Annotated in this window: 24 protein-coding genes and 1 tRNA gene; 14 read left to right on the forward strand and 11 right to left on the reverse strand. The window is 72.1% G+C overall.

The window, feature by feature from the left end; all coding sequences use genetic code 11:
* Positions 1–7 precede the first annotated feature (7 nt).
* Complete coding sequence (gene rlmB / locus KPL59_RS19965) at positions 8–982, forward strand: 23S rRNA (guanosine(2251)-2'-O)-methyltransferase RlmB (RefSeq protein WP_043280415.1); 975 nt, start codon at positions 8–10, stop codon at positions 980–982.
* 91 nt (positions 983–1,073) lie between these two features.
* Here rlmB and KPL59_RS19970 read toward each other — a convergent pair whose 3' ends face one another.
* From KPL59_RS19970 to KPL59_RS19980, 3 genes are read right to left on the reverse strand one after another with little or no spacing between them, the layout of a single operon-like run.
* A complete protein-coding gene (locus KPL59_RS19970) occupies positions 1,074–1,931 on the reverse strand; it encodes a metal ABC transporter permease (protein WP_374111644.1) in 858 nt (285 codons plus the stop codon).
* Positions 1,928–2,767, reverse strand: coding sequence for a metal ABC transporter ATP-binding protein (locus tag KPL59_RS19975; protein ID WP_226361652.1), 840 nt, complete (start codon positions 2,765–2,767; stop codon positions 1,928–1,930). Before KPL59_RS19975 ends, KPL59_RS19970 begins: the two co-directional genes overlap by 4 nt.
* A gap of 1 nt (position 2,768) precedes the next feature.
* Complete coding sequence (locus KPL59_RS19980; RefSeq protein ID WP_226361653.1) at positions 2,769–3,818, reverse strand: metal ABC transporter solute-binding protein, Zn/Mn family; 1,050 nt, start codon at positions 3,816–3,818, stop codon at positions 2,769–2,771.
* Positions 3,819–3,981: 163 nt separating this feature from the next.
* On the opposite strand from KPL59_RS19980, the gene KPL59_RS19985 reads away from it, so the two are divergent.
* From KPL59_RS19985 to KPL59_RS19995, 3 genes are all read left to right on the forward strand, one after another.
* A complete protein-coding gene (locus KPL59_RS19985) occupies positions 3,982–5,085 on the forward strand; it encodes a LacI family DNA-binding transcriptional regulator (protein WP_020625965.1) in 1,104 nt (367 codons plus the stop codon).
* Complete coding sequence (locus KPL59_RS19990) at positions 5,079–5,921, forward strand: MOSC domain-containing protein (RefSeq protein WP_226361654.1); 843 nt, start codon at positions 5,079–5,081, stop codon at positions 5,919–5,921. The genes KPL59_RS19985 and KPL59_RS19990 overlap by 7 nt, the downstream gene beginning before the upstream one ends.
* A 454-nt stretch (positions 5,922–6,375) precedes the next feature.
* Positions 6,376–6,720, forward strand: a complete 345-nt coding sequence (locus KPL59_RS19995; RefSeq protein WP_226361655.1) for a hypothetical protein — start codon at positions 6,376–6,378, stop codon at positions 6,718–6,720.
* Here KPL59_RS19995 and KPL59_RS20000 read toward each other — a convergent pair.
* Positions 6,713–7,477: a transposase gene (locus tag KPL59_RS20000; RefSeq protein ID WP_226359944.1), complete on the reverse strand. Its 765-nt coding sequence runs from the start codon at positions 7,475–7,477 to the stop codon at positions 6,713–6,715. The two genes, KPL59_RS19995 and KPL59_RS20000, sit on opposite strands and share 8 nt — an antisense overlap.
* Before the next feature lie 158 nt (positions 7,478–7,635).
* On the opposite strand from KPL59_RS20000, the gene KPL59_RS20005 reads away from it, so the two are divergent.
* Positions 7,636–8,364: a transglycosylase domain-containing protein gene (locus KPL59_RS20005; RefSeq protein WP_226361656.1), complete on the forward strand. Its 729-nt coding sequence runs from the start codon at positions 7,636–7,638 to the stop codon at positions 8,362–8,364.
* 10 nt (positions 8,365–8,374) lie between these two features.
* Here KPL59_RS20005 and otsB read toward each other — a convergent pair whose 3' ends face one another.
* The 3 genes from otsB to KPL59_RS20020 are packed head-to-tail and all read right to left on the reverse strand — an operon-like array spanning position 8,375 to position 12,061.
* A complete protein-coding gene (gene otsB, locus KPL59_RS20010; protein ID WP_020627144.1) occupies positions 8,375–9,139 on the reverse strand; it encodes a trehalose-phosphatase in 765 nt (254 codons plus the stop codon).
* Positions 9,136–10,554 (reverse strand): trehalose-6-phosphate synthase, encoded by a 1,419-nt coding sequence (locus KPL59_RS20015; RefSeq protein ID WP_226361657.1) that lies wholly within the window; start codon positions 10,552–10,554, stop codon positions 9,136–9,138. The genes otsB and KPL59_RS20015 overlap by 4 nt, the downstream gene beginning before the upstream one ends.
* A gap of 34 nt (positions 10,555–10,588) precedes the next feature.
* Complete coding sequence (locus KPL59_RS20020) at positions 10,589–12,061, reverse strand: threonine/serine exporter ThrE family protein (RefSeq protein WP_075309711.1); 1,473 nt, start codon at positions 12,059–12,061, stop codon at positions 10,589–10,591.
* A gap of 137 nt (positions 12,062–12,198) precedes the next feature.
* Between KPL59_RS20020 and KPL59_RS20025 the strand changes: the two genes are divergently transcribed.
* Positions 12,199–12,273: transfer RNA gene (locus KPL59_RS20025), tRNA-Thr, on the forward strand.
* Positions 12,274–12,460: 187 nt separating this feature from the next.
* On the opposite strand, the gene KPL59_RS20030 is transcribed toward KPL59_RS20025, so the two are convergent.
* Together KPL59_RS20030 and KPL59_RS20035 are read right to left on the reverse strand one after the other, a co-directional pair.
* Positions 12,461–13,225 (reverse strand): transposase, encoded by a 765-nt coding sequence (locus tag KPL59_RS20030; protein WP_226361658.1) that lies wholly within the window; start codon positions 13,223–13,225, stop codon positions 12,461–12,463.
* A gap of 118 nt (positions 13,226–13,343) precedes the next feature.
* Complete coding sequence (locus tag KPL59_RS20035) at positions 13,344–13,817, reverse strand: MerR family transcriptional regulator (RefSeq protein WP_226361659.1); 474 nt, start codon at positions 13,815–13,817, stop codon at positions 13,344–13,346.
* A 54-nt stretch (positions 13,818–13,871) separates the two neighbouring features.
* Here KPL59_RS20035 and KPL59_RS20040 point away from each other — a divergent pair, with 54 nt between their 5' ends.
* From KPL59_RS20040 to KPL59_RS20050, 3 genes are all read left to right on the forward strand, one after another.
* Positions 13,872–14,129 carry an SDR family NAD(P)-dependent oxidoreductase gene (locus KPL59_RS20040; protein ID WP_374111645.1) on the forward strand — a complete coding sequence of 86 codons (258 nt, stop codon included), beginning with the start codon at positions 13,872–13,874 and terminating at the stop codon, positions 14,127–14,129.
* A gap of 138 nt (positions 14,130–14,267) precedes the next feature.
* On the forward strand, positions 14,268–16,106 hold the full coding sequence (locus KPL59_RS20045; protein WP_226359530.1) for an IS1634 family transposase: 1,839 nt from the start codon (positions 14,268–14,270) through the stop codon (positions 16,104–16,106).
* Positions 16,107–16,230: 124 nt separating this feature from the next.
* Positions 16,231–16,980, forward strand: coding sequence for an SDR family NAD(P)-dependent oxidoreductase (locus KPL59_RS20050; RefSeq protein ID WP_226362114.1), 750 nt, complete (start codon positions 16,231–16,233; stop codon positions 16,978–16,980).
* 687 nt (positions 16,981–17,667) lie between these two features.
* On the opposite strand, the gene KPL59_RS20055 is transcribed toward KPL59_RS20050, so the two are convergent.
* On the reverse strand, positions 17,668–18,375 hold the full coding sequence (locus KPL59_RS20055; protein WP_226361660.1) for an SDR family oxidoreductase: 708 nt from the start codon (positions 18,373–18,375) through the stop codon (positions 17,668–17,670).
* Positions 18,372–19,583: a thiolase family protein gene (locus tag KPL59_RS20060; RefSeq protein WP_226361661.1), complete on the reverse strand. Its 1,212-nt coding sequence runs from the start codon at positions 19,581–19,583 to the stop codon at positions 18,372–18,374. Before KPL59_RS20060 ends, KPL59_RS20055 begins: the two co-directional genes overlap by 4 nt.
* Positions 19,584–20,196: 613 nt before the next feature.
* Between KPL59_RS20060 and KPL59_RS20065 the strand changes: the two genes are divergently transcribed.
* From KPL59_RS20065 to KPL59_RS20085, 5 genes are read left to right on the forward strand one after another with little or no spacing between them, the layout of a single operon-like run.
* Positions 20,197–21,078 carry an alpha/beta fold hydrolase gene (locus KPL59_RS20065; RefSeq protein ID WP_226361662.1) on the forward strand — a complete coding sequence of 294 codons (882 nt, stop codon included), beginning with the start codon at positions 20,197–20,199 and terminating at the stop codon, positions 21,076–21,078.
* Positions 21,075–21,995 carry an alpha/beta hydrolase gene (locus KPL59_RS20070; protein WP_226352672.1) on the forward strand — a complete coding sequence of 307 codons (921 nt, stop codon included), beginning with the start codon at positions 21,075–21,077 and terminating at the stop codon, positions 21,993–21,995. The genes KPL59_RS20065 and KPL59_RS20070 overlap by 4 nt, the downstream gene beginning before the upstream one ends.
* 2 nt (positions 21,996–21,997) lie before the next feature.
* Positions 21,998–22,786: an enoyl-CoA hydratase/isomerase family protein gene (locus tag KPL59_RS20075; RefSeq protein ID WP_226352673.1), complete on the forward strand. Its 789-nt coding sequence runs from the start codon at positions 21,998–22,000 to the stop codon at positions 22,784–22,786.
* Positions 22,787–22,788: 2 nt separating this feature from the next.
* On the forward strand, positions 22,789–23,019 hold the full coding sequence (locus KPL59_RS20080) for a hypothetical protein (protein ID WP_226352674.1): 231 nt from the start codon (positions 22,789–22,791) through the stop codon (positions 23,017–23,019).
* A complete protein-coding gene (locus KPL59_RS20085) occupies positions 23,016–23,729 on the forward strand; it encodes a flavin reductase family protein (protein ID WP_226352675.1) in 714 nt (237 codons plus the stop codon). Before KPL59_RS20080 ends, KPL59_RS20085 begins: the two co-directional genes overlap by 4 nt.
* Positions 23,730–23,743 lie beyond the last annotated feature (14 nt).

The raw sequence follows: 23,743 nt of genomic DNA on the forward strand, positions 1-23,743 counted from the left end.
AGAACTCATGGCAGGCAATTCCAAGCGCCGCGGTGCGATCCGCAAGGAAGGCACCAAGAAGGGCATGGTCGTCGGTTCCGGCGGTCAGGCCCGGCGCGCACTGAAGGGCAAGGGGCCGACCCCGCCCGCCGAGATGCGCCCCGGCCACCCGAAGGCGAGGGCGGCCGCGCGGCGTGCCGCCCAGGACCAGCAGCAGCGCCGACGCCCGGTCGCGGGCCGTCGCGGTGACGGGGAGACCCCGGAGACCGTGCTCGGGCGCAACCCGGTCGTCGAGTGCCTGCGGGCGGGCGTCCCGGCGACGGCGCTGCAGGTGGCCACCGGCATGTCCGCCGACGACCGGGTCACCGAGGCCGTCGCACTGGCGGCGGAGCGGGGCATCTCCATCCTGGAGGTGCCGCGCAACGACCTCGACCGGATCAGCGGCGGAGCGCTGCACCAGGGCCTCGCCCTGCAGGTGCCGCCGTACTCCTACGCCCACCCCGACGACGTGCTGGAGGCCGCGTCGCACTCCGGGCGCCCGGCACTGGCCGTCGCCCTGGACGGGGTGACCGACCCGCGCAACCTGGGTGCGGTCGTCCGGTCGGTGGGGGCGTTCGGCGGGCACGGCGTCGTCGTGCCGCAGCGGCGCGCCGCCGGCATGACCGCGGTCGCGTGGCGGACCTCGGCGGGCACCGCGGCCCGGGTCCCGGTCGCACGCGCCACGAACCTGACCCGCACCCTGCAGGAGTACGCCTCCGCCGGGCTGATGGTCGCGGGCCTGGCCGCCGACGGCGACGTCTCCCTCGACGACTTCGACCTGGCCACCGGGCCGCTGGTGATCGTCACCGGCTCGGAGGGCAAGGGACTGTCCCGGCTGGTCCGTGAGACCTGCGACGTGACCGTCTCGATCCCCCTGGCCGGCCGGGTGGAGTCGCTGAACGCCTCGGTCGCCACCGGCGTCGTGCTGGCCGAGGTGGCCCGCCGCCGTCGCACCCACCGCTGACCCGATCCCATGATCGCCGCGACGCGCGGTGATCTGCTCCCCGCGCGCGTCCGGACGCGCGCGAACAGCGGATCACCGCGCGCCGTGCGGATCAGGCGCGGACCGGGCCCCGGCCGCGCAGCCGGCCCACCAGGCGGCACAGCAGGTAGGCGACGAACCCGATGGTCGCCACGTAGGCCGAGATCGGCAGCCCCGGCGCCAGCGACAGGATCGTCCCGCCGACCAGTGCGACCTCCGCGATGACGATCGCGATGACGGTCGCCAGCAGCGGGTTCGCGGTGACCCGGTTCGCCGCGGCGCCGGGCACGATCAGCACCGACAGCACCAGGATCGCGCCGACGATCGGCACGGCCAGCGCCGTCACCAGCCCGATCAGCACGCTGAACACCAGGGTCAGCGCGCGGACGGGCACGCCGCGCGCCACCGCGACGTCGGGGTCGGTGCTGGCGAACAGCAGCGGCCGGTAGAGCACCGCCAGCGACGCGAGCACGATGGCCGCGACGACCCCCAGCACCCACAGGTTCTGCTGGTCGACCGAGACGATCGAGCCGGTGAGCAGGCCGAAGCGGTTGGAGGAGCGGCCGTCGTAGAGGGCCAGGAAGAGCACGCCCAGGCCGAGCCCGAACGCCATCACCACGCCGATCGCGGAGTCCCGCTCGCGTTGCCGCAGCCCCAGCACACCGAAGATCACCGCGGCGACGACGGCGCCCACCACCGCTCCCACCCCGACGGCGACGCCGAGCAGCAGCCCGGCCGCGGCGCCGGTGAAGGCCAGCTCGGCGGTGCCGTGCACGGCGAAGGCCATCCCGCGGCTGACGATCAGCGGGGCGAGCAGCCCGGCGACCAGCCCGAGCACCGCGCAGGCGATGAGCGCGTTGCGGACGAACGGGTAGCCCAGCAGCGCGCCGGTGCCGGACAGATCGAGGATCCGGGCCAGGAACTCGGTCACGCGCCACCCCCGACCGCGGTGACGCCGTGCTCGGCGTGCTCGTCGCGGGTGACCGGCGAGTCGTCGGCCCCGACCACGACCAGCCGGTCCCGGACCCGCAGCACGTCGACGTCGGTGCGGTAGAGCCGCGACAGCGTCTCCGAGGTCATGACCTCGTCGGTGGTCCCGATCGAGAACCGGCCGTCGACGAGGTAGAGCACCCGGTCCACCAGCGGCAGCACCGGGTTGATCTCGTGGGTCACGAACAGCACCGCGGTGTCCGCGGCGCGGCGGCGCTCGTCGATCAGCCGGGTCACGATCCGCTGGTGGGACAGGTCCAGGCTGAGCAGGGGCTCGTCGCACAGCAGCACCGCCGGGTCCCCGACGAGTGCCTGCGCGACCCGCAGCCGTTGCTGCTCGCCGCCGGACAGCCGCCCGACCGGGGCGTCGGCGTACCCGGTGCCGCCGACCTGGGACAGCGCGCGGTCGACCCGCTCGCGCCGCTCGCGTCGCCGCCCCAGGCCGAGGCCGAAGCGGTGCCCGTCGAGACCGAGACCGACGAGGTCGCGCCCGCGCAGCGGCAGGTCCGGGTCCAGCGGCTGCTGCTGCGGGACGTAGCCGATCTCGGGGCTGCCGCGTCGCGGGGTGTGCCCGCCGACGGTCACGGTGCCCTCGGACAGCGGGAGCAGCCCCAGCAGGACGCGCATCAGCGTCGTCTTGCCGGAGCCGTTCGGACCGAGGACGGCGACGAACTCGCCGGGTGCGACGTCCAGGTCGAGGCCGGACCACAGGGTCCGGTCCCCGAACCGCAGGCCTGCCCCGCGCAGCGACAGCGCGGACCGTTCCGGGAATCCCATGTCAGCGGTTCAGCGCCGCGGACAGCTCGTCCAGGTTGGCGTTCATCCACTGCACCCAGTCGGTGGTGCCCGCGGGCAGGGTCTCCGACATCTGGATCACCGAAACGTTCGCCTTCTGGGCCGCGTCGCGGACCTGGTCGGTGGTCGGCGAGGTCGTCTGGCTGTTCAGGATCAGCGCGTCGACCGGCGGCTGGGCGGTGAACAGCCCCAGCATCTGCGCGACGACGGCGGCCGGCGGGTCGGTGCCCTCCTCGACGGCCGAGGAGAACTCCTGCGGGGTGGCGTTCGCGATCCCGGCGGCCTGCAGCAGGTAGTCGGGCACCGGCTCGGTGACGGCGACCCGGGCACCCGGGTGTGCACGGCCGATCTCGGTGGCCTTCGACGTCAGCTGGGCGACGCCGCCCTGGAGGGTCTGGGCGTTGGTGCGGAAGTACTCCGCGGCGCTCGGGTCGATCCGGCCGAGCTGCTCGGCGAGCTGGTCGGCGACCCGGCCGACCGCGGCCGGGTCGTACCAGACGTGCTCGTTGAACGAGCCGTGCTCGTGCTCGTGCTCGGCGCCCGCGGCGGGCTCGGCCCCGGCCTCACCGGCGTGGTCGTGGTCGGCGCCGGTGGTCGGCTCGGCGGCGTGGTCGTGGCCATGGTCGTCCGCGGCGGCCTCCTGGGCCCCCTCGATGCGGGAGACCTCGACGGCGTCGATCAGCGGGGCCTTGTTGCCGGAGGCGGAGACGAGGTCGGTCATGAAGGCGTCGTACCCGCCGCCGTTCATGAGCAGCAGCTGGGCCTCGCCGACGGTGGCCGCGTTCTGCGGGGTGGGCTCGTAGCCGTGCGGGTCGACGTCGGGGGAGCTGATGATCGACTGGACCTGGGCGTAGTTGCCGCCCACGGCGCGGGCGACGGCGCCCCAGGCGTCGGTGGAGGCGACGATCTTCACCTGCGGGGTGTCGGCGCTGGTGGGGGCGTCGACCTGGCCGGAGCCGCAGGCGGTCAGCCCCAGGGCGAGTGCGGCCAGCCCGGCCACGAGCGCGGCCGGGCGGAGCGGGGATCGGGACACGGACGGAACTCCCATCAACACATCGGCATACATTTATTGGAAATCATTCTCAGATTCACTCTACCGTTGCACGGCGCGCCGGGCCCGCGCCCGCCGTGTGATCCCGTCGCGGCCGGTCGGGGCCGACTTTCACGTGCGTGACCGCGCCGCTACCGTTCGGGGAATGACCGGACCCCAGCACCCGCGGCGCCCGGCGACGCTGGCGTCGCTGGCCGCCGAGCTCGGGGTCTCGCGGACGACCGTGTCGAACGCCTACAACCGGCCCGACCAGCTGTCCGCGCCGCTGCGCGAGCGCGTCCTGGAGGCGGCCCGCCGGCTCGGCTACCCGGGCCCGGACCCGGTCGCCCGCTCACTGCGCACCCGGCGTGCCGGTGCGGTCGGCCTGCTGCTCACCGAGGCGCTCAGCTACGCCTTCCGCGACCCGGGCGCCACCGGCTTCCTGGAGGGGCTCGCCCTGGCCTGCGAGAAGGCGGGCACCGGGCTGCTGCTGATCCCGGTCAGCCCGGAGCACTCCGACGTCGACGCGGTCTACCAGGCCGGGGTCGACGGGTTCGTCGTCTACTCGGTCAGCGAGGACGACCCGCACTTCCGGGCCGTCCTGCAGCGCCCGGTGCCGACGGTGGTCTGCGACCAGCCCACCGGGATCACCGGCGTGGACCGGGTCGGCGTCGACGACCGCGCCGGCACCCTCGCGCTCGGCCGGCACCTCGTCGAGCTCGGCCACCGCCGCGTCGGCGTGCTCTGCATGCGCCTGTCGTCGCACCGGCACGACGGCCCGGCCGACATCGCACGCCAGGAGGGGAGCTCCTACGCCGTGCAGCGCGAGCGCCTCGCCGGGCTGCGCGCGGCGTTCACCGAGGCCGGTGTCGACTGGGCCGACGTCCCGGTCATCGAGCGGTTCGAGCACTCCCTCGACGCCGGCGCGGACGGTGCGGCCACCCTCCTGGCGTCGCACCCCGGCATCACCGCGCTGGTGTGTACCTCCGACATCCTCGCCCTCGGCGCGCTGCGCGAGGCCCGCGACCGCGGCGTGCGGGTCCCCGAGGACCTCTCGGTCGCCGGGTTCGACGGCGTGCCCGAGGCCGAGCGCCTCGGCCTGACCACGGTCCGCCAGCCGTTCCGGGAGAAGGGCCTCGAGACCGGGCGGCTGCTGCTCGAGCGCGGCGACCGCCACGTCCCCGAGTACGTCACCCTCCCGACCGAGCTGATCGTCGGGTCGACCACCCGGGAACTGCGTCAGTCCGGGGAGTTCTTCTCCGGATGGTGAGTCTGTCCGGGCTGCGGCGCTACCCGGTGAAGTCCTGCCGGGGTGCCGAGGTGGCGCGCGCCGTCGTCGAACGGGCCGGTCTCGCCGGGGACCGGCGGTGGATGCTCGTCCGCGACGACGGCGCCGTGGTCACCGCGCGCACCCATCCCCGGCTCGTGCTCGTCGCACCCACCCCCGCCGCCGACGGGCTCCGCCTGACCGGGCCGGGGATGCCGCCGCTGACCGTCCCGGTGCCCGACGGCGAGCCGCTGCCAGCCCGCGTGCACCGCTGGGACACCGCGGGCGTCCCGGCCGGCTCCGAGGCCGACGCCTGGTTCTCGGACCTGCTCGGCTCCCCGGTGCGGCTGCTCCACCTCGACGACCCGGCCCGGCGCCGTCCCGACCCGGACTTCTCCCATGACGACGACCGCGTCTCCTTCGCCGACGGCTACCCGCTGCTGCTCACCTCCGTCGCCTCGCTCGACGCGCTGAACGCACTGGTCGCCGAGGGCAGGCACGCGGCGGAGGCGCCGCTGCCGATGACCCGGTTCCGGCCGAACGCCGTCGTCGAGGGCGCACCCGCGTGGGCCGAGGACGGCTGGCGGCGCATCCGGATCGGCGCCGCGGAGTTCCGGGTGGCGAAGGGCTGCGCCCGCTGCGTGCTCACCACCGTCGACCCGGAGACGGCGGCCAAGGGCCGCGAGCCGATGGCGACCCTGGCCCGGCACCGGCGGTTCGACGGCAAGGTGTGGTTCGGGGTCAACCTGATCCCGGACGACCCGGGCGCGGAGATCACCGTCGGTGACCCGGTCGAGGTGCTCGACGCCGTCGACCCGGCCTGCGGCCCGCCGCGCTGACCCGACCGGCGACGGATCGTCCCGGCCCGTCGGTATCGTCGGGTTCGGGTCGCCCGTCCGGGTGGCCGGACCGGGCGAGGGGGAGGCTGGGTTGAACGACGCCGGCCCGCCCCGACGCCCGCGCCGCGGCCCGCCGCACGGACGCTCCGCCGTGCCGCCGCCGGCGTCTCCGCCCGCCGCACCGCGCCCGCCGTCGGGTCCGCCGCGCCCTGCCGGCCCGGACCCCGCGCGAGCCCCGGGACCGGGCGGCGCCCGGCCCGCCCCGTCGGACCAGCGCGGCCCGGGACGGGGCGGACCCCCGCGCGTCGCCGGCCGGGGTCCCGCGTCGCCGTCCGCGCCGCCGGCCCCGCCCACCGGGCGTTCCGCGCCGCCCGCACCGCGCGTCGTCCCGCCCCGCCGCGGCCCGGCGTTACCCCCGGCCGCCCCACGGCCGGTCCCACCGGCCGACGACCGCGTGGACGCCGACCGGCGCCGGGACGAGGCATCGCAGGCGCCGGAGGTGCTCCACCCCGCCCAGCGACCCCTGCCCTCCCGCCGCGGCGTCCGCCGGAGCGGCCCGCCCCCGCGACGCGGAGCGGCGGTCCCGGAACCCCGGCCGGAGGTCGGCCGCCCCTCGCGCCGCCCGATCGGGCCGCAGGTCGCGGCGCTGCGGGAACGGCTGCGCCGGCTGCGACCGCAGCGGCCACCGGGGACCCCGCCGCCGTCGACCCGGGCCCGGCTGCGCAGGGTGCTGCGCTGGGCGCTGGTCGCCCAGACCGTCCCGCTGGTCCTGGAGGCTTATTCAGGCTCCGTCAGGTAAGTGTGTAGAAGATGAGTCCGATGACTGCCGAGATTGTCGTTTTAAATGTGGCGTAGGGCCGCCGGTAGTCTGTGTGGAGAACTTTCCACGTTTTGATATGGGCGATGACTCGTTCGATGGTGGCGCGTGTGTGGTTGAGGCTCTTGTTGAATGTTTTTTGCCAGTCGAGAAGTTCCCGGCCGGGTGGTTTTTTGAACGGGGTGAGCATGCCGCGCCCGATGTATCCTTTATCGCCGATCGGGGGGTATGTGGCGAGGTGGTCGAGGGCGCCGGATTGGTCGAGGCAATATAGGTCGTGTCGGGATCCTGGGGTCGGGTCGGAGATCCACGACAGCTGCCCTTCCAGGGTGGCTGCGACCTGGACGACGACGCCGGTGGTGCGATGCTTGCCCGACCACAGACCCGGCACCGCGGCCCATGACCAGCAGGGCAGCAAGGTTCCATCGATGATGTACTGCCGATCGGCACGAAGCTCCTCTGCCGTCGGAACGACACTCCGCAGCGCCTGTGCCAGCAACGGTGTCACCCCCGTGATCGCTCGACTAACCGTCGACTGCGACACCCCATAGGTTTCCGCCAACTCCCACTGCACACGATTCCCGCGCAGATACGCCAACGTGATCACCACCGACCAGAACAACCCCAGAACCGGCGGCCAAGACAAACGTGCCTCCGTCGCGTCCCGCTGATCCTGCTCATACACTATAGCGACAAGATCCTGAATTTCATCACGCCGGAAACCAGTGGTATAGTACATACTGCGGCAGCCCGTTCATCTCGGATTGATTCGGCAAACCAATATTCGCGATGGACGGGCTGTCGCCCAATCCGACACGCCGGGCTAGATCGTTATTTCACGGGGCCTGAATAAGCCTCCTGGTACTGCTGTTCACGCTGGTCAACCCGCCGTACACGATGTTCCGGCTGTGGAACTTCGGGCCGACCGTCGCGCAGTGGACCGACGCCGAGCACGTGTCGCGCAACTTCCTGGTCGTGGTGATGGGGCAGGAGGACCAGCAGTTCCCGGAGCGGACGCTCGCCGTCGACTACGGGATGCAGTGGGCGCGCGTCCAGGCGTACCTGGACGGCACCGACGACCCGTCCGGGTCGACGATCACCCAGCAGACCTCGAAGAACCTGTTCCTGTGGGCCGGTCGTTACCCGCCGCTCGAACCGCTCCGCAAGGCACTGGAGATCCCGCCGGCCGAGACGATGGAGATCGTCATGTCCAAGCGGCGGATCCTGGAGATCTACGTCAACGTCGCGCAGTTCGCGCCGCGCGTCTACGGCGTCTGCGCCGCGTCCTGGTACTACTTCGGCAAGTCCAGCCGCTCGCTCAGCGTCGACGAGTCCGCCCAGCTCGTCGGGCTGCTGCCGTCCCCGCTGCACGTCGAGCGCGCCCCCGGAGGTGGCATGCGCTTCCTCGGCGACGCCAACGGCAACGGCGTCGCCGTCCCCGGCGAGCGCGGCTGGATCAGCGCGAAGGGCTACTGGCACGCCCGCGAGCGCGCCCCGCGCTGGTACGCCCAGATGGGCGGGCTCGCCGCGACCGAGGGCATCGGCATCGCGGGCAACGCCTCCGACCTGCCCGCCGCCGACGACCCGTGCCGCGAGCCCCCGGCCGCGCTGGCCGACCTCGACTGACCCGGCCCCGTCACGCCCCGGTGCGCAGCGCGGCGAGGCGTTGCAGGACCGCGGCCATCTCCTGCGGGTCGGCGACCCGGTACCCGGCGGCGGTGTCGCCGTCGCCGACCTTGATCCCGACGTCGCCGTCGCCCAGCACCCGGAACGCGGTCTCGTCGGTGACGTCGTCGCCGCCGAACAGCACCGCGTCGACGCCCAGCGCTGCCCGCAGCGCGTCGACCGCGGACCCCTTCGTCGTCTCGACGACCGCCAGGTCCAGCACGTCCTTGCCGGCGGTGGCGTCCACCCCGTCCCGGACCCAGTCGGCGCGGACCCGTTCCAGCAGGGCCGTCCCGGCGGCCGGGTCCATCCCGCGCACGTGCACCGCACCGCCCGCGGGCTTGGTCTCCAGCCGCGCCCCGGGAGTCCCGTCGACCACGGCGCGCAGGCCGTCGAGCAGCGTCGCGCGCCGCTGCTCCTGCTCGGCGGTGAGGAGGCCGCCGCGGCCGAGCAACGCGCCGAGCTCGTCGTCGTACTCGGCGCCGTGGCTGCCCACCAGCCCGACCGGCGGGCCGAACCCGGAGACGGCCGCGAGGTCGTCGCGGCCACGCCCGGACAGCATCACCACGGTCGTGTCGTCGAGCGCGGCGAGACGACGGACGGCGTCGGCGGCGGCCGGCAGCGGCCGGGACGCCGACGGGTCGTCGACCAGCGGGGCCAGCACGCCGTCGAAGTCGAGCGCGACGAGCAGCCGCGGCACCCGGGCGAGGCGGGTCAGCGCGTCGTCGAGGCTCACTGCTCCACCCGGATCCCGAGCGCCTCCAGGAACGAGGTCGCCCAGCGGTCGACGTCGTGGTCGAGGACCTGTCTGCGCAGGGTGCGCATCCGTTTCCTGCCCTCCTCGGCGTTCATGGTCAGCGCCGCGTACAGCGCCTCCTTGACGCCGTCGGTGTCGTGCGGGTTCACCAGCAGGGCACTGGTCAGCTCGATCGCGGCGCCGGCGAACTCGGACAGCACGAGACAGCCGCCGTCGTCCGGGCGGCAGGCGACGTACTCCTTGGCGACGAGGTTCATGCCGTCGCGCAGCGGGGTCACGAGCATGACGTCGGCGGCGAGGAAGAACGCGGCAAGCTCCTCGCGCGGCAGCGACCGGTGCAGGTAGTGCACCGCCGGGTGCCCGACGCGGGCGAACTCGCCGTTGATCCGCCCGACGGCCTGCTCGATGTCGGCGCGCATCTGCTGGTAGTGCTCGACCCGCTCGCGCGACGGCGTCGCCAGCTGGATCATGACGGCGTCGTCCACGGTCACCCGCTGCTCCTCCAGGAGTTCGTGGAAGGCGCGCAGCCGGACGTCGATGCCCTTGGTGTAGTCGAGCCGGTCGACGCCCAGGACGATCTTGCGCGGGCTGCCCAGCTCCTCGCGGATCTGCGCGGCGCGCTTCTCCACCTCGGGGGTGCGGGCCAGCTCGTCGAGCCGGTGCGAGTCGATCGAGATCGGGAAGGCGCCGAGCCGGATACGCCGGCCGCCGTGGCGGAGCACCTCGGGGTCGCGCTCGGAGACGGCCCCGGCGAGCTCCTGGGCGAGCCAGTGGAAGTTGCGGACGCCGCCGTCGGTGTGGAAGCCGACCAGGTCCGCGCCGAGCAGCCCCTCCATGATCCGGGTCCGCCACGGCAGCTGGCGGAACAGCTCGACCGGCGGGAACGGGATGTGCAGGAAGAAGCCGATCCGCAGGTCCGGGCGCAGCTCGCGCAGCTTCCCCGGGACGAGCTGCAGCTGGTAGTCCTGCACCCAGACCGTCGCGCCGTGCGCGGCGATCTTCGCGACCTCCTCGGCGAAGCGCTGGTTCACCGCGGTGTAGGCGCGCCACCAGTGCCGGTGGAACTGCGGCGGCGCGACGACGTCGTGGTAGAGCGGCCACAGCGTGCCGTTGGAGAAGCCCTCGTAGTAGTCGGTGACCTCGCTCGCGGTGAGCGTCACCGGGAACAGCGACAGGCCGTCCTCGGCGAAGGGCTCGACCTCGGCGTCGGCGCCGCCCGGCCAGCCGACCCAGGCGCCCTCCCGGGCCCGCAGGGTCGGCTCCAGCGCCGTGACCAGGCCGCCCGGGCTGCGTCGCCAGGTGGTGCTGCCGTCCGGGTGCCGCTCCAGGTCCACGGGGAGCCTGTTGGCCACCACCACCAGATCCGCCGCCGACACCGGTTCCCCTGTGGACACACGCCCTCCTCGACGCTCGACCCTCGCGCCGACCCTACTTCGGATCGGCGCCGTCGGCCGTGCCGTCCGACACCGGGGAGCCGACGGCCGCTCCGCCGGTGGGTGAGTTCTCGGCCCCGCCGGGCCGGTCCTCCGGGCGGCGGCGCGGGCTGGCCACGAACTGCCCCAGGGCGACGCCCGCGGCCAGCGCCAGCCCGACGGCCAGCGCGATCGTGATCGTCACCAGTCCCTCGGACGGCCCCTCGATCGCCAGCTGGTAGAAGCCGCGGTAGGCGGCCAGACCGGGCAGCAGCGGTGTGACCCCGGCGAGGGTGACGACCATCGGCGGGGTCTGGGTGCCCCGGCGCAGCAGGCCCGCCGCCAGGCCGACGACGAGCGCAGCGGCCCCGGTCGCCGGCACCTGCCCGAGCCCGGCGTTCTGCGTGAGCAGGCCGTAGACGAGCCAGCTCGACGCGCCGACCGCGCCCGCGATCGGCAACGACCGCAGTGGCGCGTACCCGGCGAGCGCGTAGAACGCCGCCGCCAGCGCACCGGAGACCAGCGACAGCCCGAACTGGCCGGGACCGGACGGCAGGTCCCCGGACACCTCGATCTGGGTGCCCATCGCGAGCCCCAGCTGCAGCCCCAGCACGACGCCGGTCAGCAGCCCCGCCGACAGCAACGAGATCTCCACCATGCGCGCGGCCGCGGTCAGGTAGTAACCGGTCAGCGCGTCCTGCACGGTCGAGACCACACTCAGCCCGGACAGCAGCACCGTGATGCCGGCCGCGACGACGTAGGACGCCCGGGTGCCCGGCGGGAACACCTCCAGCTGCACCAGGGCCACCGTCGAGGCGGTGACGAGGAACCCGCCGACCACCTGCTGGAAGAACGCCGCGACCCCGCGCCGCGCCAGCACCCGTCCGATCCGGTCGATGATCGCGGTGGTGACGAACGCCGTCGTCGCGGTCAGCGGGCCGCCGCCGAGCAGCAGGGCGATCGACGCGGCCAGCGCGGCCCAGCCGAACGTCGCCACCCAGCGCGGGTACGGGTGCGGATGCCGCACCACCTCCGACACCTTCGACGACGCCGCCCGCACGTCGAGCCGCCCCGCCTCGACCTCGCGGATGATCTCCTCGGTCTCGGCCAGCCGGGAGAGGTCGAGCGTCCGGTAGCGGACCAGCCGCATCGTCGTCACCGGCTGCGCGGCGTTGCCCCGGTGGCAGCACATGGTGATCGAGGTGAACGTGATGTCCACGTCGACGGCGGGCAGACCCGCCAGGTTGGCCAGCCGCAGCATGGTCGCCGTGACCTCGTCGACCGACTCGCCGGAGGACAGCGCGATCTCACCGATCCGCATGCAGAGGTCCAGGACCTCCTGCACGCGGGCGTCGTCGGGGACCTGCGGGCCGAGCATGAGCATCGGCACCGTCGACGGACCCGGGGTGAGCAGCCGTCTCGCGTCACGCCGCAGCGCGCCGCGCAACCGCCGCGCGAACCGGTCGGCCGGCGGCGTTCCCTCGGCCACGGGTCACTCCCTCCGTCGGTGCTGTCCGCACCAGGCTAGGGGCGGGCCGACGGCGCCCTGCCCGGCCCCACACCCGGCGTCGGCGGGGGCGGGCGGGAGGGTCGTGACGGTGCCGGGGCGTTAGGCTGTGGTCCCTCGCCGGTGTAGCTCAGTGGTAGAGCAACCGCCTTGTAAGCGGTAGGTCGTCGGTTCGATCCCGACCTCCGGCTCCAGGTCCGAACAGCGGAAACGCTCGGATCCTCGAGCCTGCGACGTGGAGCCATGGGTCGTGCGAACGGGTCCTGCTCGCCGGCTCGCGGCGGCCGGGGCGACCGCTTTCATCCCATTCGCGACGCGGCGAGGCAGAACCCCGGGCGTGGGTCCAGCCGCGACGAATCTAGGAGGCTTATTCAGGCTCCGTCAGGTAAGTGTGTAGAAGATGAGTCCGGTGACTGCCGAGATTGTCGTTTTAAATGTGGCGTAGGGCCGCCGGTAGTCTGTGTGGAGAACTTTCCACGTTTTGATATGGGCGATGACTCGTTCGATGGTGGCGCGTGTGTGGTTGAGGCTCTTGTTGAATGTTTTTTGCCAGTCGAGAAGTTCCCGGCCGGGTGGTTTTTTGAACGGGGTGAGCATGCCGCGCCCGATGTATCCTTTATCGCCGATCGGGGGGTATGTGGCGAGGTGGTCGAGGGCGCCGGATTGGTCGAGGCAATATAGGTCGTGTCGGGAGCCTGGGGTCGGGTCGGAGATCCACGACAGCTGCCCTTCCAGGGTGGCTGCGACCTGGACGACGACGCCGGTGGTGCGATGCTTGCCCGACCACAGACCCGGCACCGCGGCCCATGACCAGCAGGGCAGCAAGGTTCCATCGATGATGTACTGCCGATCGGCACGAAGCTCCTCTGCCGTCGGAACGACACTCCGCAGCGCCTGTGCCAGCAACGGTGTCACCCCCGTGATCGCTCGACTAACCGTCGGCTGCGACACCCCATAGGTTTCCGCCAACTCCCACTGCACACGATTCCCGCGCAGATACGCCAACGTGATCACCACCGACCAGAACAACCCCAGAACCGGCGGCCAAGACAAACGTGCCTCCGTCGCGTCCCGCTGATCCTGCTCATACACTATAGCGACAAGATCCTGAATTTCATCACGCCGGAAACCAGTGGTATAGTACATACTGCGGCAGCCCGTTCATCTCGGATTGATTCGGCAAACCAATATTCGCGATGGACGGGCTGTCGCCCAACCCGACACGCCGGGCTAGATCGTTATTTCACGGGGCCTGAATAAGCCTCTAGGTGTTGCTGGCCATGACGTTGCCGACGTTGGATGGCGTTGTCCGGTCACCCTGTGTGGGGTCCCATAGCCCGGTCGCGGAGCCGGCCCGTAGGTGGTCGCCGTAGAAGCCGACCTTCCACTGGATCAGGGCGCGGGATTGCTCGAGAGCCTCAATCTGGCCCTCGATGCGATGCAGGTGCGCGTCGAGGATCCGTAGGCGTTCGTTCTCGTTGCCTGGCCCCTGTCGGACCAGCGCGGCGAGTTGGGCGAGGTCCGTGAGGGGCATGCCTGATTCGCGGAGCTTGACGCCGTATCGGAGCCACTCGATATCGGCGGCAGTATATGTTCGTCGGCCGCCGGCTGTCCGTCGTACGGGGCTGACGAGCAGGTTCTCACGCTCGTAGTACCGCAACGCGTGCACACTAAGCCCTGTCCGTTCAGCGACCTCACCGATCGTGAACATCTCCTGGGCCTGTCCCGATTCACTCATGCGACCCTCTTTCGCCCTTGACCTAGAGGGAACTCTAACTCCTACGTTGGCGGCATGACAGCGAATGTGCAGGCACCTCTCGACTCCGGATTCACCGCCACGTCCACGACCGATGACGTGATGGCGGGTGTCGATCTGGGGGGCGCGACGGCGATGGTCACGGGCGGATACTCGGGCCTGGGTCTGGAAACAACCCGTGCCCTAGTGAAGGCGGGTGCGCGCGTGCTAGTGCCCGCGCGGCGTCCCGAGCTCGCCCACGAACGACTTGGACACCTCAGCAACGTCACTGTGATGCCCGCGTTCCGCAGTTGATGGGCACATGAGCGGGGTCCGCGGGGAGTAAGGCCTGGTCAGCGTGCTGCGCCTGCGTGAGAGTGCTCGAAAACGTGGGCACACGTTTTGGCGGGTTGAGGCTTGTGTGAGCTGCCCGGAGTGTGATCGGCTGCGGTCATGTATCTGCGGACGACCGAGCGGCGGAACAAGGACGGCTCGGTCGTGCGCTACCTGGCCCTGGCCCACAACCAACGCGTCGGTGCCACCACGAAGGCGAACGTGCTGCTCAACCTCGGCCGGGAGGACCGCCTGGACCCCGACGGGCTGCGCCGGCTGGTCCGCTCGATCAACCGCTACCTGGGCGAACCCGGCACCGACGCCGGCACGGACGCCGCTGAGTCCGCGGGCGCCGGTACCGCGGCCGAGGGGCTGCGGTTGATCGCCTCCCGCCCGGCCGGGGCGGCGTGGTTGCTGAACGGGCTGTGGAAGGCCCTGGACGTCGAGGCCGCCCTGCGCAAGGTGCTGGGTGGGCGCCGGTTCACCACCGATGTCGAGCGGGTGCTGTTCGCGCTGGTGGCGAACCGGGCGATCGACCCGTCCTCGAAGCTGGCCGCGGCCGAGTGGGTCGGCCACGACGTGGCGATCCCCGGCCTGGACGCGCTCAGCGAGGATCAGGCGTATCGGGCGATGGACCTGCTGATCGAGGCCGACACCGACGCGAAGGTGCAGGAGGCGGTGTTCTTCGCGGTCGCGGACCTGCTCAACCTCGAGGTCGACCTGCTGTTCTTCGACACGACCAGCACCTACTTCGAGCGCGACACCGAGGACCCCGACCCCGCCGAGGGCACCGACAGCAGCACCGACAGCAGCGTCGACGGATCAGACGCAGTGGCAAGCCCAGGCGGCCCGGGCGGGTTCCGGCGCTACGGGCACTCCAAGGACCACCGCCGGGACCTGCCGCAGATCGTCATCGGGCTGGCCGTCACCCGGGAAGGCATCCCGGTCCGGTGCTGGTGCTGGCCCGGCAACACCAACGACCAGGCGATCCTGCCGCAGGTCAAGGACGACCTACGGGGGTGGCGACTGGGCCGCGTGGTCACCGTGGTCGACCGCGGGTTCTCCTCCCGGGACAACCTGGCCTACCTTCAGCGCGCGGGCGGGCACTACATCGCCGGCGAACGGATGCGCGACGGCAGCCCGCACGCCGCCCAGGCACTGTCCCGCCAGGGCCGCTACCAGCAGGTTCGGGACAACCTGCGCGTCAAGGAAGTCCGGATCGACTCCACCCCCGGCGTCCGGTGGATCATCTGCCACAACCCCGACGAGGCCGAACGCGACCAGGCCGCCCGCGAAGCCGCGATCGCCAGGATCTCCGCCGAGCTCGACCGCATCGCGTCCGCCCGCACCCGAGCCCGCGAGGCCGCCCGCACCCGCCGCGCCGCCACCACAACCAGCAAGGCCGCGTGGCGGCACGCCGCCCGGGCCGCCGAACGTGAGGAGGCCGCGCACGTCAAGGCCGAATGCGCGCTGCGTGAACACCCGGCCCTGGGCCGGTGGCTGCGCCAGACACCGTCCGGGCGGCTGCAACTGGACCGGACCAAGATCGCCGCCGAAGCGAAGCTGGACGGGAAGTACCTGCTGTCCACCTCCGACCCGGACCTCTCGGCCGAGGACGTCGCCCTGGGCTACAAGAACCTGCTGGAGGCCGAGCGCGGGTTCCGCGACTTGAAATCCACCATCGAGCTGCGGCCGGTGTTCCACCGCCTCGAACTCCGCATCCGCGCCCACGTCCTGCTCTGCTGGCTGGCGCTGCTGCTGATCCGGGTCGCCGAACGCCGCACCGGCCGCACCTGGCGCACCATCTCCCGCGAGCTGGGCCGGCTGCACACGATCACCCTCACCGGCCCGGCCGGCACCGTCGTGCAGACCACCGAGCTCACCACCACCCAGGCCGGCATTCTTCGGGCCTGCGGGGTCACCCCACCACCCCGGATCACCACCCTCGACCCCGCCTAACCAGCCCAAACAGCGCCAACAGGCACCGCGGCGGGCATGGACACACGCCCACCCCGCTCCCACACCAGCGGTCCTGCAGGTCAACCCCCGAATTCAGCCCTCACATCTGCCCACGAACTGCGGAATCCGGGTGATGCACATGGACCTGGCGGACCTCGCGAGCGTACGCGCGGCCGCCGAGCAGTTGGGCGCGTCCGAGTCGCGGCTCGACGTGCTGATCACTGCAGCCGGGGTGATGGCTTCTCCCGTGCGGCGCGTCGGACCGGGTTGGGAGAGCCAGTTCGCGATCAACCACCTCGGCCACTTCGTCCTCGTGAACCTGCTGCTCCCGCTACTTGCGAATGCGGACGGAGCGCGAGTGGTGTCGTACTCCTCTGCGGGACACCACCTCTCCGACATCAGGTGGGACGACATGGCCTTCGAGCGCGGCTACGACAAGTGGCTCGCCTATGGGCAGTCGAAGACCGCCAACGCGCTGTTCGCCGTCCACCTCGACGCGATCGCGAAGGACAAGGGCATCCGCGCGTTCTCCCTGCACCCTGGGAGCATCTTCACCGAGCTCCAGCGCGACATCACGCCGGAAGAAGGGGTCGCGCTGGGATGGACCGACGCAGAGGGCAACGTCATCGCGCCCGGACTCAAGACGCCCAGCCAGGGCGCGGCGACCGGCCTCTGGGCGGCGACGTCACCGGACCTCGCCAACCATGGTGGGGCCTACTGCGAGAACTGTGACATCGCGCCGCTCGCCAGTCCAGACGGCTCGATGGACGACGGTGGCGTACGCCACTACGCCGTCGACCCGGCCAACGCCGAACGACTCTGGGAAGTGTCGGCCCAGATGACCGCCATCGAAGGTGCGTCCGCGGGTAGATGACGCACGCGAACGCCCCGCTGTCTATCGAGGGACGCCGTCGACTGATCGATCGATGCCGCACCCGCCTGATTGGTCACGGCTCTTCCGAGATGGGGAGGCTTATTCAGGGACGCTCAACAGACTGCTGCGTTGAGACGCTGGCCTGGGGAAGCGCCTTGCTTCATGATCATCCTGAATAAGCCTCGGGGAACTCGCGCTACGGAATTCACAAAGGGTCAGTCGCTACAAGCAGTTCGGATACCTCGGGCTCGTGTATCGCTCGTCAACGTCGCTACAACAATCGACCGCGACCGACGCGCCTGTGTGGTTCTCACCGCCTGACGAACGACGTCCTGAACCGAGTGATCATCATTGTGGTGGTTTCCGCGGTCGTGGGGAGCGTCGTGTTGGTGCAACGCCGACACGATCGATCCCGACCTTCGATCCGTACGCCGGGCCCGATCATGTCGTCTGATGTGATTTGGGCGGAGATGCTCGGCGATCTCCGGATCCGGATGGGAACGGCATACTCCGGCCCGGTTCGCCGCTGGAACAGTCCCTGATGGCTCCGCTCCTGGTGAACAGGAGTCGGCGAGCCGCCCACGGTGCCGCAGGCGGTCGGGCGCTGGCCGGCCGTCACCCCGGCCGCTCGGGCGGGCTCGGCGCCCGGGGGCGGTCGTGTGTCGTCCGCCGCCCGGGCACCTGCGGTCACCCGGCAGTGATCTCCAGGCCGGCCGGCGAGCCGGCGAGCGCCGCCTTCAGGGCGCGGCTGGGGTCGTCGACCAGCACCTCCTCGTCACCGGCTGCGACGCCGTCGAGGATGGCGCGGGCGACCTCGGGTGCAGCGATCTTTGCGACGTCGAGGTCGGCGACCATGTCCGTGTCCATGAACCCCAGGTGCACTCCGACCACCTGTGTGCCCTGGCTCCGCAGCTCGGCCCGTGCGCCGTTGGTGAACGACCACGCGGCCGCCTTGGTCGCCGCGTAGGACCCTGCGAACGGCAGAGCAGCCCAGGACAGGGCGGAGAGGACGGTCACCAGGGCGCCGCCACCCCGGCGTGCCAGCACCGGCGCGAAGGCCCGGGTCACTGCCACCGGCCCCCAGAAGTTGGTCTCCATCTCGGCCCGGGCGCGTTCGGGATCGGCGTGCAGCAGCGATCCCGCCCCGCTGACCCCGGCGTTGTTGATGACGATGTCCACGTCGCCGGCGCGCTGCGCGGCCTCGTGGATCGTCACGGAGTCGGTGACGTCGAGGCGCAGCGGGACCACCCGGGGATCCTCGTGCCGCAGGCTGCGCGGATCGCGGGTGGCGGCGTAGATCGTGCCCGCTCCGCGGGCGAGCAGCTCGGTGACCAGCGCCGCGCCCAGGCCACGGTTGGCGCCGGTGACCAGCGCGTTGGCCCCGGAGACGATCATCGGACGATCCGCTCGACGATGGTGGCGTTCGCGGTGCCACCGGCTTCGCACATGGTCTGCAGGCCGTAGCGCCCGCCGGTCTGCTCGAGCACCCCGACCAGGGTCGTGGCCAGCCGGGCGCCGCTGGCCCCGAGCGGGTGGCCGATGGAGATCGCGCCGCCGTTCACGTTGACCTTCGCGGCATCCGCGCCGGTCTCGGCGAGCCAGGCCAGCACGACCGAGGCGAACGCCTCGTTGACCTCGAAGACGTCGATGTCGTCCAGCGAGAGCCCGGCGCGCGCGAGCACCTTCGCCGGCGCCGGGATGATGCCGGTGAGCATGAGGACCGGGTCGTCGCCGGTGACGGTCGCGGTGTGGACGCGGGCCCGTGGGGTCCAGCCGTGCGCGGCGGCGATCTCGGAGGTGGTCACGAGCAGTGCGGCGGCGCCGTCGTTGTAGGGGCTGGCGTTGCCGGCGGTGACGGTCCAGTCGATGGCGCCGAAGCGCTCGGTCCACCGCGGGTCGGCGAAGGGGGTGCGCAGCCCGGCGAGCGCCTCGGCCGTCGTGCCCGGCCGGATCGTCTCGTCGGTCTCCAGCTGACCGACGGTCCCGTCGGGGCCGGTGGTCTTGAGCGGGACGACCTCGCGGGCGAATCGCCCGTCGGCCCAGGCCGCGGCGGCCCGCTGGTGGCTGGTCAGGGCGAACTCGTCGAGCTGGCTGCGCGAGAACCCCCACCGGCGGGCGATGAGCTCGGCACTCACGCCCTGAGGGATCAGTCCCGGTGCGTAGCGGGCGGCGACCGACGGCCCGGACGCGTCCTGGGCGACTCCGTCGACGCGGGTCTGGCTGCCGATCGGGATGCGGGACATCGACTCCACCCCGGACGCGATCACGATGTCGTACGCACCGGCGACGACACCCTGTGCGGCGAACGACGGGGCCTGCTGGCTCGACCCGCACTGCCGGTCCACGGTGGTGCCCGGCACCGATTCGGGGAACCCCGCGGCGAGCGTGGCGAACCGGGTCGTGTTGCCGCTCTGCTCGCCCACCTGCCCGACGGCTCCACCGATGACGTCGTCGATCTCCGCCGGATCGAGCTGTGCGCGATCGACCAGCGCCCGTAGTACGTGTGCATGCAGCTCCACCGGGTGCACCCCGGCGTAGGCGCCGTCGGCCTTGCCCTTGGCCAGAGGTGTTCTGACCGTTTCGATGATGACTGCGTCTCTCATGGCTCTCCTCCGGTGGACCGATCGGTCATGGACCGATCGGTCCGTATCGTGCCCCGTCGTACCGGCCGGGTCAAGCAGCGTCTGTGCGGCGGACAGTGAGGTGCTTCTGCCAGCAGCCACGGGTGGTGGTCGGTGTCGGCGACCTCGATCGACGGGGAGGGGCGCCGATTGGACCCGTCTGTCCGCTCCTCCATCGCTCGCGTTCGCTGGGGAGCGTGATGAGTGGGAGCACTTGACATAGTCGAAATGAGAACGACTATGTTGAATGATGAGGATGGTCGGTCCGGACCACCCCAACCACCGGAACGAGGTTCGGCGATGACGCAGAGCACGTCCGTGACCACGCTCGTCGTGCACGGCTTCCTCGACGACGGCGCGGTGTGGGATCCCGTGCTCGACTCCCGGACGCGCCGATCGCCCACCGTCGTCGCCGAGCTGGCAGGCATGGCCGGACGTCCTGACGCGGCCGGGCCCTACACCCTCGCCCGGCACGCGTCCGACGTCGTCGACCTCGTCGACAGCACGACCGGCCCCCTGGTCCTGGTGGGCCAGAGGCCTCGGGGCCCAGATCGTCGAGCTCGTCGCGACGCAGCGGCCGGACCGTGTCGCCGGGTTGGTCCTCGTCGCACCGGTCCCGCTCGCCGGTGCCCGGCTCCCGGCCGACGCCCTGGCGTCGTTCAAGGCCCTCGGCGGCGACGCCGACGCGCAGCGCGCCGTGCGCAGCCGGCTCTCCGACGCGTTCCCCCCGGCGGAGCTCGACCGGCTCGCCGCGGCCGGGAAGCGGATCACCGCCGAGGCGTGCTCGGCCACCGTCGACGCGTGGAACGACGGGGACCCTGCGGGCGCGGCACCGTCGGAGGTCACCGCTCCCGTCGTCGTCCTGCGCGGCGGACGGGATCCGTTCATCACCGCCGAGCTCCTCGACACCCACGTCCTGGCGCGGTTCCCGCACGCGTCGGCGGCCACCGTGGCCGACGCGGGCCACTGGCCCCACGTCGAGCGCCCCGGGACGGTGGTGGCCTACCTCGACGAGCTCGTGGACCGCGTCTCCGGCCCGACCCGGGGGAGCGGGGGCGGCAACACCGCCCACGGAGTGTCCGAGCAGGGCTGGACGAGGGCTTTCGCGCGGCACAGCGCGACCGCCTTCACCGAGGCGCTCGCACCGGACGTGGTGTTGCGTGCCTCGGTGCTGCGGACACCGGTGGAGGGCCGCGACGAGGTCGCGGCGGTGATGGGTGCGGCGAGCGGCATCTACACGTCCCTGGTGTTCACCCACGAGGCACGCCACGGCGCGCGGACCTACCTCGAGTGGGACGCCACGCTGCACGACGGGACCGAGGTCAGCGGCGTCACGCGGCTGGTGGCCGACGAGGACGGTCGGCACGTCGAGATCGCCATCCACCACCGGCCCCTCGACGGCGCACTGCGGTTCTCCGACGAGCTCGGCCGGCGCCTCGAGGGCCGCATCGAGCGCGACCGTTTCCACCGCGCATGAGCGCCGGCAACAGGCTCCGGCGCGAGGACGTCGAGTTCACCGCCGACGACGGCACCGTGCTGCGGGCCTGGCTCCACCTGCCCGACGGGCCCGGGCCGCACTCGGCGATCTCGATGGCCCACGGCTACGCCGGCACCCGCCACCACGGCATCGAGCGGTTCGCCGAGGCCTTCGCCGCCGACGGCCACGCCGTCCTGCTGCACGACCATCGCGGCTTCGGTGCCAGCGGCGGGGTGCCCCGCCAGGACGTCGACCCCTGGACCCAGATCGCCGACTGGCGACGGGCCCTGTCCTTCCTCGAGTCCCGCCCCGAGGTCGACGCCGGCCGCCTCGGACTCTGGGGCACCAGCTACGCCGGCGGGCACGCCCTGGTCCTCGGGGCGACCGACCCCCGGCTCCGCGCGGTGGTCGCGCAGGTCCCCACCATCAGCGGGGCCGAGCAGACCCGTCGCCGGGTCCGGCCGGAGGACCTCCCCGCCTTCCACGCCGGCCTGCTCGACGACGAACGCGCCCGTGCGGCAGGCCGGCCGGCGGCGCGCCGCGCGATCGTCTCGACCGACCCCGGCACGCCGGCCTCCTACCGCGCCCCCGACGCCGTGGCGTTCTACCTGCAGGACGTGCCCGACGGGGTCTGGGCCAACGAGGTGACGGTCCGTTCCACGCTCGCCGCCACCACCTACGAGCCCGGCGTGTACGTCGACCGGGTCAGCCCGACGCCCCTGCTGATGGTCGTCGCCACCCACGACACCGTCACCCTCACCGACACGGCCCTGGCGGCCTACGAACGCGCGCGGGAACCCAAGCGTCTGGTGCTGGTCCCCGGCGGCCACTTCGACCCCTACCTCGCCGGGTTCGACGCCGCGTGCGGCGCCGCCCGCACCTGGTTCGCCGACCATCTCGCTCCCCGGAAGGACTGACGATGTCCCACGTGTCCGTCACCATCGCCGACGGCGTCGCGACGCTGGTGCTGCACAACCCGCCTCAGAACCGCATCGGCACCACCATGGTCGACGAGCTCGACGCCGCGCTCACCGAGATCGCCGCCGGCGACGCCCGCGCCGTGGTCCTGCGCGCCGACGGTCCCGACTTCAGCTTCGGTGGCGACATCGAGCCCTGGCCCCACTGGGGACGCCGTGAGATGCGCGCGCACTTCGAGCACTTCCTGCAGACGTTCAACCGCTTCGAACGCCTCCCGCTCCCCACGGTCGCCGCGGTGCAGGGCCTGTGCTTCGGCGGCGGGCTCGAGCTCGCCGTCCGCGCCGACCTGATCGTCGCCGGCCGCACCGCCCGGTTCGGTCACCCGGAACAGTCGATCGCCATCGTCACCCTGCTCGGCGGGGTCTACCGGATCGCCGAGCGCGCCGGCCGCTCCCGGGCGATGCGCTGGGCGCTGACCTCCGAGCAGGTCCCCGCCGCGGAGATGGAGCGGTTCGGCGTCGTCGACCGGGTGGTGGACGACGAGACCCTCCACGACGAGGCCGCCGCGCTCGCCACCCGGTTCGCCGCCGGTCCCACGCTCGCCCACGCGGCCCACAAGAGTCTCCTGCGGACCTGGGCCGTCGGCGGCGTCGCCGCGGCCGACGAGGCGATCTTCGACGTCGCGATCCCGCTGTTCGACAGCGCCGACACCCGGATGGCGATCCCCACCGCCGTCGAGGCACTGCACGCCGGCCGCCCGCGCCCGGCGATGTCGTTCGAGGGACGCTGACGATGACCGATCTCCTGCACGTCGACGTCCATGTCAGCCCGTCGATCCCCACCGCGATCACCGACCTGCCACCCGACCTCGACGTCCGTGTCTGGTCGCCCATCGCCACCACGCTCATCGGCAGCGCGATCGAGCGCTACCACGCCATGCGCACCCGGCACCCGGACCGGATCAACCCCGGCGCGCTCTGGGGCTCCGCCCGCGCCGCATTCCCGACGGAGACCCGTACATGATCATCGACACTGCCGAGCTGGACGCCACCGAGGCCTACAAGCTGCTCATCGGCAGCATCGTGCCCCGGGCGATCGCGTGGGTCAGCACCGTCTCGACCGACGGCGTCGCCAACCTCGCGCCCATCTCCTTCTTCACCGCGGTCGGGCGCAGGCCGCCGATGGTGTCGCTGACCATGCAGCCCCGCAGCACCGGTGAGCTCAAGGACACCTTCACCAACATCCGCGACACCGGCGAGTTCGTCACCAACCTGGTCTCCCTGCCCCAGGCCCACCAGATGCACCGCACCGCCCACGAATTCGCCCCCGAGGTGGACGAGTTCGAGGCCGTCGGACTCGCCAAGGCACCCTCGGAGGTCGTGGCGGCCCCCCGGGTCCGCGACGCCCCCATCCACTTCGAATGTCGCGTCGACCGGATCATCCCGGTCGGCGACCTCGACGACCACGTCGTGTGGGGTGTCGTCGAACGGGTGCACCTGCGTGACGACCTGTACTTCGACCGCGGCCGGGTCGACACCGCGGCGCTGGCGCCCGTGGGCCGCCTCGCCGCCGAGTACACGCTGGTCGAGAACGTCTTCACCACGCCGCTCGACGACACCGTGCTCCGCGGCCGCGGCGGGCGGATGCGCCGGCTCGACGAGCACGACACCACCTTCAGCCCGATCGAGACCGACGCCTGGTCACCGTCGGGCTCGGTGCGCACCGAGGGCTGACGGGCCACCTGGAG

The organism is Pseudonocardia sp. ICBG1142 (genome assembly GCF_020496255.1).
GTDB lineage: Bacteria > Actinomycetota > Actinomycetes > Mycobacteriales > Pseudonocardiaceae > Pseudonocardia.

Coding starts and splice junctions, on each gene's coding strand:
- rlmB (WP_043280415.1), top strand. CDS start 8: ATGGCAGGCAATTCCAAGCGCCGCGGTGCGATCCGCAAGGAAGGCACC.
- KPL59_RS19975 (WP_226361652.1), bottom strand. CDS start 2,767: ATGGGATTCCCGGAACGGTCCGCGCTGTCGCTGCGCGGGGCAGGCCTG.
- KPL59_RS19985 (WP_020625965.1), top strand. CDS start 3,982: ATGACCGGACCCCAGCACCCGCGGCGCCCGGCGACGCTGGCGTCGCTG.
- KPL59_RS19990 (WP_226361654.1), top strand. CDS start 5,079: ATGGTGAGTCTGTCCGGGCTGCGGCGCTACCCGGTGAAGTCCTGCCGG.
- KPL59_RS20000 (WP_226359944.1), bottom strand. CDS start 7,477: ATGTACTATACCACTGGTTTCCGGCGTGATGAAATTCAGGATCTTGTC.
- KPL59_RS20005 (WP_226361656.1), top strand. CDS start 7,636: ATGTTCCGGCTGTGGAACTTCGGGCCGACCGTCGCGCAGTGGACCGAC.
- KPL59_RS20030 (WP_226361658.1), bottom strand. CDS start 13,225: ATGTACTATACCACTGGTTTCCGGCGTGATGAAATTCAGGATCTTGTC.
- KPL59_RS20035 (WP_226361659.1), bottom strand. CDS start 13,817: ATGAGTGAATCGGGACAGGCCCAGGAGATGTTCACGATCGGTGAGGTC.
- KPL59_RS20040 (WP_374111645.1), top strand. CDS start 13,872: ATGACAGCGAATGTGCAGGCACCTCTCGACTCCGGATTCACCGCCACG.
- KPL59_RS20045 (WP_226359530.1), top strand. CDS start 14,268: ATGTATCTGCGGACGACCGAGCGGCGGAACAAGGACGGCTCGGTCGTG.
- KPL59_RS20055 (WP_226361660.1), bottom strand. CDS start 18,375: ATGATCGTCTCCGGGGCCAACGCGCTGGTCACCGGCGCCAACCGTGGC.
- KPL59_RS20060 (WP_226361661.1), bottom strand. CDS start 19,583: ATGAGAGACGCAGTCATCATCGAAACGGTCAGAACACCTCTGGCCAAG.
- KPL59_RS20070 (WP_226352672.1), top strand. CDS start 21,075: ATGAGCGCCGGCAACAGGCTCCGGCGCGAGGACGTCGAGTTCACCGCC.
- KPL59_RS20075 (WP_226352673.1), top strand. CDS start 21,998: ATGTCCCACGTGTCCGTCACCATCGCCGACGGCGTCGCGACGCTGGTG.
- KPL59_RS20080 (WP_226352674.1), top strand. CDS start 22,789: ATGACCGATCTCCTGCACGTCGACGTCCATGTCAGCCCGTCGATCCCC.
- KPL59_RS20085 (WP_226352675.1), top strand. CDS start 23,016: ATGATCATCGACACTGCCGAGCTGGACGCCACCGAGGCCTACAAGCTG.